Annotated in this window: 13 protein-coding genes and 1 riboswitch; of the genes, 2 read left to right on the top strand and 11 right to left on the bottom strand. The window is 71.2% G+C overall.

What is annotated here, in order from left to right:
* The first annotated feature begins 15 nt into the window (after nt 1–15).
* A complete protein-coding gene (locus tag ACIQI8_RS04100; RefSeq protein ID WP_402344708.1) occupies nt 16–870 on the top strand; it encodes a helix-turn-helix transcriptional regulator in 855 nt (284 codons plus the stop codon).
* 109 nt (nt 871–979) lie between these two features.
* Here ACIQI8_RS04100 and ACIQI8_RS04105 read toward each other — a convergent pair whose 3' ends face one another.
* Nucleotides 980–2,830: a LuxR C-terminal-related transcriptional regulator gene (locus tag ACIQI8_RS04105; protein ID WP_402344711.1), complete on the bottom strand. Its 1,851-nt coding sequence runs from the start codon at nt 2,828–2,830 to the stop codon at nt 980–982.
* Nucleotides 2,831–2,925: 95 nt separating this feature from the next.
* Here ACIQI8_RS04105 and ACIQI8_RS04110 point away from each other — a divergent pair, with 95 nt between their 5' ends.
* Nucleotides 2,926–4,011 (top strand): M12 family metallopeptidase, encoded by a 1,086-nt coding sequence (locus tag ACIQI8_RS04110; RefSeq protein WP_402344713.1) that lies wholly within the window; start codon nt 2,926–2,928, stop codon nt 4,009–4,011.
* Nucleotides 4,012–4,181: 170 nt separating this feature from the next.
* Here the strand turns inward: ACIQI8_RS04110 and ACIQI8_RS04115 are convergent, their stop codons facing one another.
* The 10 genes from ACIQI8_RS04115 to ACIQI8_RS04160 form a co-directional block, all read right to left on the bottom strand.
* On the bottom strand, nt 4,182–5,306 hold the full coding sequence (locus ACIQI8_RS04115) for an LLM class flavin-dependent oxidoreductase (RefSeq protein WP_402344715.1): 1,125 nt from the start codon (nt 5,304–5,306) through the stop codon (nt 4,182–4,184).
* Nucleotides 5,299–6,393: an LLM class flavin-dependent oxidoreductase gene (locus ACIQI8_RS04120; protein ID WP_402344717.1), complete on the bottom strand. Its 1,095-nt coding sequence runs from the start codon at nt 6,391–6,393 to the stop codon at nt 5,299–5,301. The genes ACIQI8_RS04115 and ACIQI8_RS04120 overlap by 8 nt, the downstream gene beginning before the upstream one ends.
* Complete coding sequence (locus ACIQI8_RS04125) at nt 6,390–7,763, bottom strand: NtaA/DmoA family FMN-dependent monooxygenase (protein ID WP_402344719.1); 1,374 nt, start codon at nt 7,761–7,763, stop codon at nt 6,390–6,392. Before ACIQI8_RS04125 ends, ACIQI8_RS04120 begins: the two co-directional genes overlap by 4 nt.
* A 22-nt stretch (nt 7,764–7,785) precedes the next feature.
* The gene (locus ACIQI8_RS04130) at nt 7,786–8,994 is read right to left on the bottom strand and encodes an LLM class flavin-dependent oxidoreductase (RefSeq protein WP_402344721.1); all 1,209 of its coding nucleotides are present in this window, start codon (nt 8,992–8,994) and stop codon (nt 7,786–7,788) included.
* Nucleotides 8,995–9,208: 214 nt separating this feature from the next.
* Nucleotides 9,209–9,946: a GNAT family N-acetyltransferase gene (locus ACIQI8_RS04135; protein ID WP_402344723.1), complete on the bottom strand. Its 738-nt coding sequence runs from the start codon at nt 9,944–9,946 to the stop codon at nt 9,209–9,211.
* 79 nt (nt 9,947–10,025) lie between these two features.
* A complete protein-coding gene (locus ACIQI8_RS04140; protein ID WP_402344725.1) occupies nt 10,026–11,054 on the bottom strand; it encodes an ABC transporter substrate-binding protein in 1,029 nt (342 codons plus the stop codon).
* Nucleotides 11,055–11,113: 59 nt separating this feature from the next.
* Nucleotides 11,114–11,911, bottom strand: coding sequence for an amino acid ABC transporter ATP-binding protein (locus ACIQI8_RS04145; protein WP_402344727.1), 798 nt, complete (start codon nt 11,909–11,911; stop codon nt 11,114–11,116).
* A complete protein-coding gene (locus ACIQI8_RS04150; RefSeq protein ID WP_402344729.1) occupies nt 11,908–12,888 on the bottom strand; it encodes an amino acid ABC transporter permease in 981 nt (326 codons plus the stop codon). The genes ACIQI8_RS04145 and ACIQI8_RS04150 overlap by 4 nt, the downstream gene beginning before the upstream one ends.
* Nucleotides 12,889–13,231: 343 nt before the next feature.
* Nucleotides 13,232–13,341: riboswitch (SAM riboswitch) on the bottom strand.
* An 87-nt stretch (nt 13,342–13,428) separates the two neighbouring features.
* Nucleotides 13,429–14,292 (bottom strand): glutathione S-transferase C-terminal domain-containing protein, encoded by an 864-nt coding sequence (locus ACIQI8_RS04155; protein ID WP_402344731.1) that lies wholly within the window; start codon nt 14,290–14,292, stop codon nt 13,429–13,431.
* A gap of 154 nt (nt 14,293–14,446) precedes the next feature.
* A complete protein-coding gene (locus tag ACIQI8_RS04160; RefSeq protein WP_402344733.1) occupies nt 14,447–14,557 on the bottom strand; it encodes a putative leader peptide in 111 nt (36 codons plus the stop codon).
* Nucleotides 14,558–14,679: the final 122 nt, after the last annotated feature.

The raw sequence follows: 14,679 nt of genomic DNA on the forward strand, positions 1-14,679 counted from the left end.
GGGAGGGCCTTCTTCATGGAACAGTCGGTGGACCGCGCCCAGTTGGGTGCCTTCCTGCGGGCCCGTCGGGAGGCGCTGCAGCCGGAGGACGTGGGGCTGCGGCGCGGGTCGCGGCGCCGCACGCGCGGGTTACGCAGAGAGGAGGTGGCGGAACTGTGCGACATGTCCGCGGACTACGTCGCCCGGCTGGAACGCGGGGACGGACCACAGCCCTCGCCGCAGATGGCGGCCGCCGTCGCCCGCGGTCTGCGCCTGACGCCGGACGAGCGCGATCACCTGTTCCTGCTGTGCGGGCACCGCGCACCGCACCGGCAGTTGCGCGGTGAGCACGTCAGTCCGGGGCTGATGCGGGTCGTGGACCGGCTGCAGGACACGCCGGCACAGGTGATGGGCCCGCTCGGCGAGACCCTGCTGCAGACGGCACCCGGCGTGGCCCTGCTCGGGGAGCAGACCCACCACACCGGTCGGGCGCGCAGTGCCCCCTACCGCTGGTTCACCGACCCGGCCGCGCGCGAGCGCTACCTCCCCGACGACCACGGTCTCAACAGCCGGGTGAACGTCGCCCTCCTGCGAGCGGCCTCCACACGGGAAGGACCCCGGTCGCAGGCCGCCCGCCTGGTGACCGACCTCCTGCGCCGCAGCGGCGAGTTCGCCTCCCTGTGGGACCAGCAGGAGGTCGGCCTGCGCTGGAGCGACGCCAAACGGTTCGTCCACCCGCAGGTCGGCCGCATCGACCTGTTCTGCCAGAACCTGCTGGACCCCGACCAGTCCCAGTCCCTGCTCGTCTTCACCGCGACACCAGGCACCGAGAGCCACGAGAAGCTGGCCCTGCTGAACGTCGTGGGCACGGACACGTTCCCCGTCGGCTGACGCCGTGGAGCCGGGTCGAACGCGCAGGGCGTTCCGTCTCCGGACATGACAGGGCGGCCTGACCCCTCCCCCGAATACTGGGGGTCAGACCGCCCCTTTGGTGTGCGGCTCAGGCCGACTGCGCGTCCGGTACCGCCGTGAGCCAGGGCAGCGCCCCGCGGTCGCTGGCGCCGAGTCGGGCGTACGCGCTGTAGAGGTGGTTGCCCACCGTGCGGATGGACAGCGTGAGCTGTTCCGCGATCTGACGGTTGCTCAGGCCCGCGGCCGCCAGGGTGACGATCTGCCGCTGGCGGGCGGTGAGTTCGCCGAGGACCAGGCCGGACAGGGCCGGGGTGCGGGCGCCCTGACAGCGGCGGGCGAGGGCGACGGCACGCGTGCGTGAGGTGCGGGCGGCGCGCGGGTCGCGGTGGGCCCGTACCGCCTGGGCGTGCGCCTCGGCGGCGAAGAGCAGCAGGCCGCGCCGCTCCAGCGCCTCGGCGGCCCGGTCCAGGCCGGGACCGTCGCCGCGGGCGAGCGCGTCGGCGTGCAGGGCGAGGACACCGCCGGCCGGCAGCCGGCCGACGACCGCCTCCGGGGCGCCGAGACGAACGGCCTCGTACAGTTCGTACGAATCTCCCGCTCCGATCGTCTCGAGCGCCCCGTCGACGTCCCCCCCGGACACCGCCAGCCACACGGCCGCGCCGCCCCCGAGCGGTCCCCCGGCGGCCGTGCGAGCGGTGCCCGTCTCCCCCGACTGGGCGGTGGCCAGGGCGAGTTCGGTACGGCAGGACAGGTCGCCCCCGTCGTCCCGCAGTCCCTCCCTCGCCCAGGCCGCCGCCTCGCGCAGCTCCCCCCTCAGCCGCGCATACCGGGCGCGTACGGCGGCATACCCCGCCGGCACCGACGCGCCCTCCTCGACCAGCCACTCCCCCACCGGCGTGGCCGTGGTCCTGACATCCGCCCGCTCGATCCGCCCTGCCAGTTCGGCCGCCTCGGCGTCGAGGGCCGGCCGCCACTGCTCGGGCCGCCGGGCCAGTCGCCGGGCCCGCAGCCGGCCGGCCGCGGTGCGCAGCACCGGGCCGTACAGGGGGTGGGCGAGGCGGACGGTGGTGAGGCCGACGGGAGTTTCCTGGTGCTCGTCGATGCGGACCAGGCCGTCGGCCTCCAGGTGTTCGAGGACATGGAGGTCGAAGTCGTCCGTGTCCTGCCCCAACGGCTCCCCGAAGGCGAGGCGTTGCAGGGTCTCGCGCTCGTCCGCGTGCGGCCGGTCGAGCACGCGGGCGGCGCGCTCGCGGACGGTGGTGGTGACGGGCAGTGGGCCGCGCCAGGACCAACTGTCCGTGTCCGCCCTGCGGTTGAGCAGTCCGCGCTCGCGGACCGCGTCCACCAGGTCGCGCAGCAGGCGCAGGTCGCCGCCGCTCAGGCGGAGCAGTCGGTTGAGGGTGAGCGCCTCCAGGCCGGCGCCGAGACCGGCGGCGAGGAGTTGTTCGGTGTCCTCGCGGGGCAGCGGCTCCAGGGCGAGGCGGGGCAGCAACTCGCCTGTCCACAGGCGGGAGATCGCGCCGGGCACCGGGGTTTCGTCGGCCGCGACGACGACCAGTCGGGTGCGGCCGTGCACGGCGAGCTGGTGCACGAGGGCGGCCGAGGCGTCGTCGAGCAGATGGGCGTCGTCGACCAGCAACAGTCGTAGGCCGGAGAGGAGTTGGACCGCCCGGTGCAGGGAGACCGTCTCGGGCAGGAGGTGTGCGAACGCGGCGAAGGAGAGGTGACGGGTCTCGGGGGTGCCGGCCGCCCGGGCCCGGTCGCTGCCCCGCAGTGCCTCGGTGACCAGCCGGGTCTTGCCCGAGCCCGCGGAGCCGGTGACCACGATGCCGTGGTGGCTCGCGGTCAGGGACCGGCGGATCAGTTCGAGCTCGTCCTCTCGTCCGGTGAACGGCCAGGGCAGTTCAAGGGTCTTCGCGTCGCGTTCGAAAGTCGTCACGGGAGTATGAGCGCGAGTACTCAGTCCTGATACAGGGCGACTTGAGTAGACCCCGACTCAGGCGCCCGTGACCTGGATCGGGGCAGGCTGTGCGCATGACCGGACGCTACTGCTCCCTCGCGCAGCAGTCGGCCCCCGCCTTCGCGGCAGGGCTGACCGCCGAGCGGCGCAGTGCGCTCCTGTCGGGCAACCGGATGTGGGTCAACGGCACGGTCCTGCACTACTGCTTCTTCGACGGCGACGGCGACGCCTCCGTCATCCCCGTCCCGGGCACCGGGGCGATGCGGCGGGTGTCGTGGGTCGGCGCCAAGGAGCAGCGGGACGTGGTGCGCGAGTGCTTCCAGGAGTGGCGGGATCTCGGGCTCGGCGTGTCCTTCGTCGAGGTCGCGGACCGCACGGAGGCCGAGGTACGCATCGGGTTCCAGCTCGGCGACGGTTCGTGGTCGACGGTGGGCCGGGACGCGCTGCAGATCGGCGTGAACGACCGCACGATGAACTTCGGTTGGGACCTGACCGCGCCGGGTGAACGTGGGACGGCCCTGCACGAGATCGGGCACGCGCTCGGGATGCTGCACGAGCACCAGAGCCCGTTCGCCGGCATCCACTGGGACGACGAAGCCGTCTACGCGGATCTGGCGGGCTCGCCGAACTTCTGGAGCCGGGACAAGACGTTCTTCAACATCCTGCGCAAGCTGGACCCGGACGAGGTCAACGGCTCCGTCTGGGACCCGCAGTCGATCATGGAGTACCCGTTCTCGGGCGGGCTGATCCTGGAGCCGGAGCAGTTCCGGGCGGGACTGAATCCGCCGGGTTCGCTGTCGCCGGCCGACAAGGAGTTCGTGCTGCGCTGGTATCCGCCGGCGGATCCGCCGCAGCCACCCGCGCTGGTGCCCTTCCGTTCGGCGCCGCTGGGTCTGGGGCCGGGCGAGCAGGCGGACTTCGTGATCGATCCGCCGGAGACCCGCGAGTACACCGTGGGCACCTTCGGCGACAGTGACACCGTCGTCGTGGTCTTCGAGGAACGGGACGAGGAGCCCCGCTACCTGACCGGCCACGACGACGGCGGAACACCGCACAACGCCACCATCAGGGCCCGTCTCGTCAAGGGCCGCCGCTACTACGTCCGTGTGCGTCTGTACTCGGCCTGGGGACCGGGACAGACAGCGGTCATGTGCTGGTAGCAGCACGGAGAACCGCGCCACTCGGGCGTTGCTGGACCACCTGTCCGGCGCCGGGGGAGCGGTCGGGCAACGGTCACCTTCGGGGGAGGGAGACCGTTGCCCGGCCTCGCCACATCTCTCGGGAGGGGCCGTGATCGTTGTACGGTCGCTTCAGCTTTGGTTCTTGTGCTTCAGCGCCGACGCCACTCCCGCGCCAGCAGCTCGTACGACCGCACCCGGTCCGCGTGGTCATGCGTGATGGTCGTGATGAGCAACTCGTCGGCTCCCGTGGCCTCTTGGAGCTGTTCCAGCTGGTCGGCCACCCGGCCGGGCGAGCCGACGAACTGGGTGTCGAGGCGGTCCTGAACCAGCTCCCGGTCCTCCTCGCTCCAGGTGTGCGCGCGGGCCTCCTCAGGGGTCGGGAACGCGATCGCGCCCTCGGCCGTGCGGATGCTGCGGACCCAGAGGCCGTAACCGGTGGCGAGTTCGCGGGCGGTTGCGTCGTCCTCGGCCACGACGACGTCCGCGGAGACGCTGACGTGGGGTTTGTCGAGGTGGTCAGAGGGTTGGAAGTGGGCGCGGTAGCCGTCCACCGCCTCCAGGACCGTGGCGGGGCTGACGTGGTAGTTGGCGGCGAAGCGCAGGCCCCGGGCGCCCGCGACCTCGGCGCTTAGGCCACCGCTGCTGCCCAGGATCCACAGCTCCAACTCCGCGCCCTCACCCGGCACTACGTGCGCCTCGACGCCCTCCGGGGAGCGGTAGGTGCCGGCCAGCAGGGCGAGGATGTCGTCGATCTGCTCGGCGTAGTCCTGGGATTCGGCGCCCGGCAGCAGGAGCAGCTTGCGTTGCAGGGCGATGCGGGGTGAGCCGAGGAGGCGTTCGAAGGAGAAGCGGGGCGGAATGAGCAGGCCGTTCGGGGCGCGTCCGTCGACGACGGGTGTGTCCGTCGGGCCGGGGGCCCGCTCCCCCGGTGGACGGCCGCCCGAGCGGCCGAGGCCGAGGTCGAAGCGGCCCGGGTGCAGCGCGTCGATCAGCCCGAACTCCTCCACCGTCGACAGGGCCGTGCGGTGGCCGAGTTGTACGGCGCCGGAGCCGAGGCGGATCGTGGAGGTGGCGGCCGCGGTCAGGGCCAGGACGACCGCCGGAGAGGTGCCCGCGACCCCGGGGTTGAGGTGGTGCTCGGCGAACCAGTAGCGGGCGTAGCCGAGTTGTTCGGCCTGTTGGGCAAGGTCGACGGAGTTGCGGAGCGCGTCTGCGGCGGTCGAGCCCGACGAGATGGGGACCAGGTCGAGGACGCCGAGGGGGATGTCAGACACGGGCCGGCTCCTCGCTGCTGGTCGACGGTGTCGGCAGGACCGGGCCCCAGTCGAAGGGCGGGTCCGGGATGTCCTTGCGCAGGACCGGGGCGACCGCCGACTGGAAGAGTTCGAGCGAGTCCCGGTGCTGGGTGTCGGACAGGCCGCTCGCGTCCGCGTGCAGATGGACCACCGTGTGCCCGAACTGCTCGTGGTAGCGGTGCACTTTGTCGATGACCTGCTGCGGGCTGCCGATCAGGGCCGAGCTGCGCTCGACGTAGTCCTCCAGGGTCTCGAAGACCACGGGCAGGCCCGCCTGCTTGAAGAAGGCCAGGTTGGACTCGAAGATCGGCCGGTACGCGGACAGCGCCTCCTGCGAGGTGGGCGTGACGAGGACACCCGCGGTGCCGGCGCCGATCGCGATGTCAGCCGGGTCGTGGCCGTAGTGCTCCCAGCGCTCGCGGTAGTAGCGGATCAACTCGGCATACGGCTCTATGGGGTTGGTGACGTTCGCCGAGAACAGCGGGTCGCCGTAGCGGGCGGCCAGGTCGACGGACTCCTTGCTGGTCGCGCTGCCGTGCCAGACCCGGACCGGCTTCTGGTAGGGCCGCGGCCACACCTCCGCGTCCTGCAGCGGCGGGCGGAAGCGGGTCGCCGCCGTCACCTTGTCCTGCCGCCAGATCTGCCGGAACACCTCGTAGCTCTCGGCGTTGCGGTCCCACTGGTCCTCGGGCGTGACCTGGAACAGGTCCCGCTGGGCGGCGCCGTTGCCCTTGCCGATGATCAGGTCCAGGCGCCCGTTCGAGAGGTGGTCGAGGGTCGCGTAGTCCTCGTACGCCCGGACCGGGTCCAGCAGGCTGAGGGTCGTGACGGCGGTGAACAGGCGGATCCGCTTGGTCAGGGCGGCCACATGGCTCAGCACGACGGTCGGGGACGAGGAGATGAACGGCCGCTCGTGCCGCTCCCCCACCCCGAAGCCGTCGAAGCCCAACTCCTCGGCGAGCACGGCGTTGTCGAGGACTTCACGGAACCGTTCGTGGGTCGGTTTCAGCACCCCGGTGACCGGGTCGGGGCGATGGACGATCAGGGTGATCGCGAGGAACTTCACGACGCGGCCCGCTCGGCCGCCGCCTCGTCCGGGTGGGCGAGACCGAGCTGGTGGCGCAGGGTCGGGCCCTCGTACTCGGTGCGGAACACGCCCTGTTCCTGGAGCAGCGGGACGACCTTGTCGGCGAAGTCGTCGAGCCCGGTCGGGGTGATGTGCGGGACGAGGATGAACCCGTCGCTGGCGTCGGCCTGGACGTAGTCGTTGATGGTCCTGGCGACCGTCTCCGGCGAGCCGATGAAGTTCTGCCGGTTGCCGGTCTCGATGACGAGGTCGCGGATGGACCAGTTGTTCGCGGCGGCCAGCTCGCGCCACTCGCGGGCGGTGGCCAGCGGGTCGCGGTACATCCGCACCTGGGCGCGGCCCTTGGAGATGTGGTTCTCGCCGAGGTCGGGATCGATCTCGGGCAGCGGGCCCTCCGGGTCGTACGAGGACAGGTCCCGGTTCCAGACGAACTCCAGGTGCTTGATGGCGGTGGCCCCGCTGACCTGCTGGCGGCGCACCTCCTTCGCCAGTACCTCCGCCTCGGCGTCGGTGTCGGCGAGAACGAAACTCGCGGCGGGCAGGATCAGCAACTCGTCATGCCGACGGCCGTACTTGGCGAGGCGGTTCTTGACGTCGGTGTAGAAGGCCTGCCCCGATTCCAGCTGCGCGTACCGGCTGAAGATGGCGTCGGCGGAGGAGGCGGCGAACTCGCGGCCCTCGTCGGAGTCGCCGGCCTGGAAGATGACCGGGCGGCCCTGCGGGGAGCGCGGGACGTTGAACTGGCCGTGGATGTCGAAGTGTTGTCCGTCGTGGACGAAGGAACCGGCCTTCGCGTCCCGCAGGAAGGTGCCGCTCGCCTGGTCGGCGACGATCTCGTCACCATGCCAGGAGTCGAAGAGCTCGTTCGTCGTGGCGAGGAACTCCTTGGCGCGGGAGTAGCGCTCCTCCTGCGGCAGGAAGCCGCCGCGCCGGAAGTTCTCGCCGGTGAAGGCGTCCCAGGAGGTGACGACGTTCCACGCGGACCGGCCGCCGGAGAGGTGGTCGAGGCTGGCGAACTGGCGGGCCACCTCGTAGGGCTCGTTGAAGGTGGAGTTGATGGTGCCGGTCAGCCCCAGGTGCTCGGTGACCGCGGCGAGCGCGGCCAGCACGGTGAAGGTGTCGGGGCGGCCGACGACGTCCAGGTCGTAGATCTTGCCGCCCTGTTCACGCAGGCGGAGCCCTTCGGCGAGGAACAGGAAGTCGAACTTGGCGCGTTCGGCGGTCTGCGCGAAGTGCACGAAGGAACTGAACTCGATGTGGCTGCCGGCCTTGGGGTCGCTCCACACGGTGGTGTTGTTGACGCCCGGGAAGTGCGCGGCCAGATGGATCTGCTTCAGCGGCTTGCTCATGGGTGCGGTCGGTCCTTCCGGCTCAGACGGCGGCGTAGCGGTTGGCGGGGCGGGCGAGGCCCAGCAGGCCGCGCAGGGTGTCGGCCTCGTAGGCGGTGCGGAAGACGCCGCGACGCTGGAGTTCGGGAACCAGGCCCTCGGTGATGGCGGGCAGGTCGTGGCCGAGGACGGCGGGGCGCAGCCGGAAGCCGGTCAGCCCCTTGGCCGCCAGCTCCTGGAGAAGATCGGCGAGTTGGGCGGGCGTACCGGCGAAGATCCGTGCGTCGCTCTCGTACGGCTCCCCCGCGAGGGCGTCCAGGCGTGCGCGCCGGTCCTCCGCGGCGGCCTGGTCGTCGTCGAGGAAGACCACCAAGTCGCCGAAGACATGGACGAGTTCGTCGGCGCGGCCGGCCGCCTCCTGCTCGGCGCGGATCTCGGCGACGATCGCGCGGGCGTCGTCGGCGTCGCGCGGGGTGACGTAGCCGATGTCGGCCTGACGGGCCACCAGCCGGTAGGGGACGGTCTGGTGCGCGAGCGAGGTGACAAGGGGCTGTCCCTGCGGCGGGCGCGGGGTGATCGACGGGCCCTTGACGCTGAAGTGCTTGCCCTCGAAGTCGATGTAGTGCAGCTTGTCGCGGTCGACGAAGCGGCCGGTCGCGGTGTCCCGGATCTCCGCGTCGTCCTCCCAGCTGTCCCAGAGCCGGCGCACGACCTCGACGTAGTCGGCGGCCTCGTCGAAGAGGTCGGTGAGCCGCTCCTGCCCGGCCGGGGTACGCAGTTCCTCCAGGCTGATCGGCGGGAAGGTACGGCGGCCGAAGTGGTCGGCCTCGTGCGGGCGGGCACTGATCTGCACCCGCAGGCCCGCGCGGCCGGAGCTGACGTAGTCGAGGGTGGCGATCGCCTTGGAGAGGTGGAACGGCTCGGTGAGCGTGGCGATCACGGTCGGCACCAGGCCGATGTGCCGGGTCAGGGGCGCTATGCGGGACGCGGTCAGGACGGCGTCGAGGCGTCCGCGGACCTGGTCGGTGCGGCCGTCCAGCTCGCCGTAGTGCGAGGACTGCAGACCGAGGCCGTCCTCGAAGGTGACGAAGTCGAGCAGCCCGCGCTCGGCCTCGGCGACCAGGTCGGCCCAGTAGCCGGCGGTGAACAGGTCCCGGGGGCGGGCCACTTGCTCGCGCCAGGAGGCGGGGTGCCAGCCGGTGCCGTCGAGGGCGACGGCGAGATGCAGGAGGGAAGGGGAGGTCGATGACACGAGTGGGTGCCTTCCTGGAGGTCCGTACGAGATCGCCGGCCCATGGATACGGGCGCACGGCGGTTTGGGCAACGGCGTCAGGGGCGACAGAGCGCGCCGGCGACACGCAGCAGATCGATGTGCTGCCGCGTGGTGAGACACACGTGAACGACGGACGCGCCACCCATGTGCTCCACCTCCACGGAGTCCGGCTTCGTAGAGGACAACGGCACGGCTATGCCGTTTCTTCCGGATCTGCGGCACCGGTCGGCCCGGTGAACCGTACGAGCGAGAAGACCGTACGGGCGCGGAGTGTGAAGCCGATCGACTCGTAGAGCCTGATCGCGTTGGTGTTGCCGGCCGCCGCGTGCAGGAAGGGCTGCTCGCCGCGTTCCTTGATGCCGGCGGCGACCGCGCGGACCAGGCGGGTGGCCAGGCCCCGGCCGCGGTGGCCGGGGTCGGTGCAGACGGCGCTGATCTCGGTCCAGCCGGGCGGGTGGAGGCGCTCGCCCGCCAGCGCGACGAGCCGGCCCTCGTGGCGGATGCCCAGGTAGGTGCCCAGTTCGACGGTGCGGGGCAGATAGGGGCCGGGTTCGGTGCGGGCGACCAGGTCGAGGATCTCGGGTACGTCGGCGGGGCCGAGGCGGACGGCCTGAGGGTCGGGTTCGGCCCACAGCGCGGTGTCGACGAGCTGGACGCCCTGCCCTGAACGGACGATCTCCCAGCCGTCCGGGGTCTCGCCCACTCCGCGCACCGCGGCGGTGCCGCCGGGGCCGACGAGGGTGGCGAGGTCGGCCCAGGCGCGCGGGTCGTCGTTGTCGGTGATCGCGTGGAAGCCGGCCACGTCGACGGGGTAGCGGGCCGCGCGGCCGACGCGCTCGGCGAAGTGGGCGTGCGGGCCGGTGAGCGCGGCCCAGGCCGGGTTGTCGAGGACGTGGGAGGTGGTGGTTTCGAGACTGACGGTCGAAGACATCGGGTGACGGCTCCAGTACGGGTCGCGCGGGTGGGGACCCCGTCACGACGCGGCGGGGTCCCCTGGCCGAGAGGGTGGGTCAGGAGTCGCTGAGGGGCAGTCCGGGCGGGTTGATCTCGGACTTGGCGACGGCCTCGTTGGAGAGGTTCCAGGCGGCCAGCCACTTGGCGTACTGGCCGTTCTTGATCAGGTAGTTGATCGCGTCCGCGAGGGGCTTGGCGAGGCCGCTGTCCTTCTTCGCGGTGGCCGCGATCAGGCCCTGGAGGGAGGATCCGGCGCCGGAGTAGGTACCCGCGTTGCGGACCGCCTTGGCCGTGCCCTTGGTCGAGGAGACCTGGTAGGCGACCGAGGGGTTCGGGGCGAGGTAGGCGTCGATCTTTCCGGAGGTCAGCGCGAGGTAGGTGCTGTTGTTGTCCTGGAAGTACTTGACGGTGAGCGCCTTCTTGCCCTCGGCGGCCAGCTTCTTCTTCCACTCCAGGAGGATCCGCTCCTGGTTGGTGCCGGCGCCCACGGCGACGGTCTTGCCGGCGAGGTTCTCGTAATTGCCGTCGAAGTTCCAGGTGTTGTCGGCCTTCACCGCGAAGCCGAGGTTGTCCTCGCGGTAGGAGGCGAACTCGTACTTCGCCTTGCGCTCCTCGGTGTCGGTCACGTTGGAGAAGGCGACCTGGACCTTGCCGCTGTCCAGGCCGATGAAGAGGTTCTCCCAAGTGGAGTTCTTCAGCTCGGGCTTGAGGCCGAGGACGGCGGCGACCAGGCGGCCGATGTCGGTCTCCGAACCGGTGAGGGTCTTCTGGTCCGAGCCGACGTAGCCGAGCGGCGGTGAGCCGGCGGGCAGGAAGCCGACGCCGATCTCCAGCTTGCCGCTCTTGGCTATGTCCTTGGGCAACTCGGCGCTGATCGACTTCACTTCGGAGACCTTCAGCGTGGTCTCCTTGGCGGCGCCGAGGGACAGGGCACCCACGGTCACCGAACCGGCGGCGGCGTTGTCGGTCGTGGTGGCCGCGTCGCTGTCTCCCCCGCAGGCGGCGAGCCCGCCGGCGAGGGCGGCGACGACGGTGCCGGCGGTGAGTCCGCGAGTGAGTCTGCTGCGAAGGCTGAGGGGAGACATGGCTGTTCCTAGGTTCGGTGTTCGGGACTTGGAAAGTGGCGGTAGGTGAAGAGGGGGGTTCAGAGGACCTTGCTGAGGAAGTCGCGGGTCCGTTCGTGCTGCGGCTTGTCGAGGACCTCGTGGGGCGGGCCCTGCTCGACGATCTTTCCGCCGTCGATGAAGACGACCCGGTCGGCGACCTCGCGGGCGAAGCCGATCTCGTGGGTGACGATGACGAGGGTGGTGCCGCTGGTCGCCAAGTCCTTGATGACGGCGAGGACTTCACCCACGAGTTCGGGGTCGAGGGCGGAGGTCGGCTCGTCGAAGAGGATGACGCCGGGCCGCAGGGCGAGGGCGCGTGCGATGGCGACGCGCTGCTGCTGGCCCCCGGACAGCTGTCGCGGATAGGCGCCGGCCTTCTCGCCGAGCCCCACCCGGCCGAGCAACTCGCGGGCCAGTTCCAGGGCTTCGGGCTTGCCGAGCCGGCCGGTGGCGACCGGGGCCGCGGCCACGTTGTCGAGGACGGTCAGGTGCGGGAACAGGTTGAAGTTCTGGAAGACGAAGCCGATCCGGCTGCGCTGGGCGAGGATGGCCCGCTCGCTCAGCTCCTTCAGCCTCTCCCCCTGGCGCTTCACACCGATCAGTTCGCCGTTGACGCTGACGTAGCCGATCTCCGGCTTCTCCAGGTGGTTGATGACCCGCAGCAGCGTGGACTTCCCGGAGCCGGACGGGCCGAGGACGACGGTGACCTCGCCGGGCCGTACGGTCAGGTCGACGCCGTCCAGCACCCGGTGGGCGCCGTACCACTTGTGCACGTCGTGCACCTCGACGGCGGCCGGGACGACATCCACCGGTGACTGAAGTGTGTTCGCGCTCATACGGCGGCCTCCCGGCGGATGCGGGCCCGCAGATCGGTGAGGCCGGTGCGGAGCTTCTGGATCGGGGTCGGCGGCAGGGAGCGCGTGGCGCCCCGGGCGTAGTACCGCTCGACGTAGAACTGGATGACGGACACCACGCTGGTCAGGATCAGGTACCAGACGGTGACGACCAGGAGCAGCGGCACGATGTCGCCGGGATAGGTGGAGCCCATCGTCTGCGCGGAGCCGAACAGGTCCAGCAGGGAGACGTAGAAGACCAGCGAGGTGCTCTTGATCAGGCCGATCAGCTGGTTGACGTAGTTCGGGGTGATGGAGCGCAGCGCCTGCGGGAAGACGATCCTGCGGAACTGGTAGCTCTTGGGCAGGCCGAGGGCGGAGGCCGCCTCGTGCTGGCCCTGGTCGACGGAGAGGATGCCGCCGCGGACCACTTCGGCCGCGTAGGCCGCCTCGTTGAGGCTGAGGCCGATGACGGCGACGACCATGTCGGTGGCCAGCTTCGACTCGTCGAAGGAGAAGAAGGCGGGCCCGAAGGGGACGCCGACACTCAACGTCTTGTACAGGGCGCTGAAGTTGTAGAGGAAGAGCAGCACCACGATCAGCGGGATCGAGCGCAGGGCCCAGACGTAGGTCCAGCTCACCGCGCGCAGCACCGGGGACTTGGAGAGCCTGGCCAGGGCGAGCAGGATGCCGCCGAGGAGGCCGAGCACCGCGCTGTAGGCGGCCACTTCGAGGGTGATGAGCAGGCCGTCGAGGATGGTCGGCCGCAGGAACCAGTATCCGAAGCGGTCCCACTGGTAGAACGGGTTGGTCGCCAGGCCGTGCACGAACTGGATCGCGAGGACCAGCACGACCGCGGTGGCGATCCAGCGTCCCGGTCGGCGCAGCGGCTGAACTCGCTGTGCCGTGAGGGGTTTTGACGGTTCGTCGGCAGGCGGTGCCTCGGCGAGGGACACGGCTGCGCCAGGGGGTTCACTCATAGTGGGCTCCGGCAGGTTCGGACACCCCGGACCCCGGCGGTGGACGCGCGACGACGGGCGGCGCGCGCGGCTGCGCGGGACTGGGGGCGGGGAGGGGAACTGCACACCGGCGGAGGCGGGTGTGCGTCAGAGGTGCGCGGGCTGAGCGGTGGTCGTCAGCCCCGACAGCGGGCGCGGCCCGGTGCGGTACACAGTGCGCTGCTGACCCGGAGCAGATCGACGGCGCGGTCGGCGACGAACAGGTTCGCGTACGACGGTACGCAGCCCTGCGGGCGGCATGCGGCCGTCCTGGGAGCTGCGTACATGGCGTCACCTGTCACTGTTGGGTGGCCCCCCGAAAGGGGCCGCGCGCTTACCGAAACGTCATCCGGTCCGGTCGTCACCTGGGGCACCCCACCGCGGTGCGAGGGTTGCCGGTCAGCAAGCCAGGGCTTGTCGCTGACACTCATGACCGTTCTGGGCGATATTCAAGACACTTGCCCGAACGAATGTCAACGCCGGTCCACCGACTGGAACGGCTGTGGAGCCGCTGTGCGACGGCTATCGGGCCGCGTGGGCCGCCCAGTCGAGGATCTGCACGGCCGCGCCGGCCGCCTCCAGTCCCCGGCAACGGGCGTGATGGCGGCGGGCGATCCCGTCCAGGTCGAGGTGGGTGCCGAAGGCGGGGTGGGCGGCCAGGCGGCGGGCGTACGCCCACAGAGTGGGGTGGTCGGCGATGCGCTGGACCGCGGAGGCGTCGAGGTGGTCGCGGTGCACGGTGTCGAGCTGGACCAGCGTGACCCACAACTCGACGTCGGCGGCGGTGATCTGATCCCGAATCATGTATTCGCGGCCGACGAGCCAGCGCTCCAGCGCGCCCAGCGACTCCAGCAGCGTCTCCAGGGCCGCGTCCCGCTCCGTCTGCTCGCCGTCGGACTGTCCGGCGCGCTGGGCGGCCCCCTCGATGTCCTGTGCGCACATCCGCTCGACGGCCTCGATCTCCGACTCGGCGCCGCACGGGTAGAGCGAGAGCCGGTCGGCGCCGAAGCGGCGGGCGAGGTCGCGGGTGATGTCCGGGGCGTGGGTGCTGACGATCCGCCCGGACCAGTCGTCGCTGAGCACCGGTCCGACGGCCGGTCCTGAGTACCGGTGGGCGCTCGCCTCGTACAGCGGGCGCAGCACGGAGTGGCCGTCCTCCGCGGAGTCGGGGACGGCGGGCAGGTAGGTGGCCGGACAGACGGTGTCCAGGCCGAGCAGGCTGTGGGTGACGGCGATGCGCAGGCCGTCGGGACACGCGGTGGACAGATGGAGGCGGTAGCGGCGCGGAACGGCGTAGTGGCCGCTGCGCGGATCGCCGCCGATGCGGCCCCGGAAGGCGGGCGTGGACGGAGCGGTGGTGTGGGCGGCCAGCGGTGTGACGGACATGACTCTCCCCGGGAGCGGGCGCGGACGTGCGCGCGGCGGTAGCGACGTCGGACGGGAAGGGGCCGGGCTCAGCCGTGCGCGGCGGTCGGACGACGCCGGTGGCGTCCGGTCGCGGGACGACGCGTGGGCGTCGCGGGCACGGGAGGGGCGCGGCTCAGCCGAGGCGGCTGATCGCGCTGCAGACGCGCAGCAGATCGATGTGGCGGCGGGAGGTGAGGAGAGGCGAGCGGCTCACGCGTACGGTGACCGGTCCAAGGCGCCTCATGTCATTCCCTACCTGTTCACTAGGATTCCCTTCTGGAGTGTCGATCCCCCTGGCTGCGGCGTCAAGAGGGCGTCCACCGACCGGTCGGTGTCCCGTTCGGTTCCGGTGCCCCGCCGGGCTGC

Origin of the sequence: Streptomyces sp. NPDC092369 (genome assembly GCF_044755245.1) — a bacterium.
Taxonomy (GTDB): Bacteria; Actinomycetota; Actinomycetes; order Streptomycetales; family Streptomycetaceae; genus Streptomyces.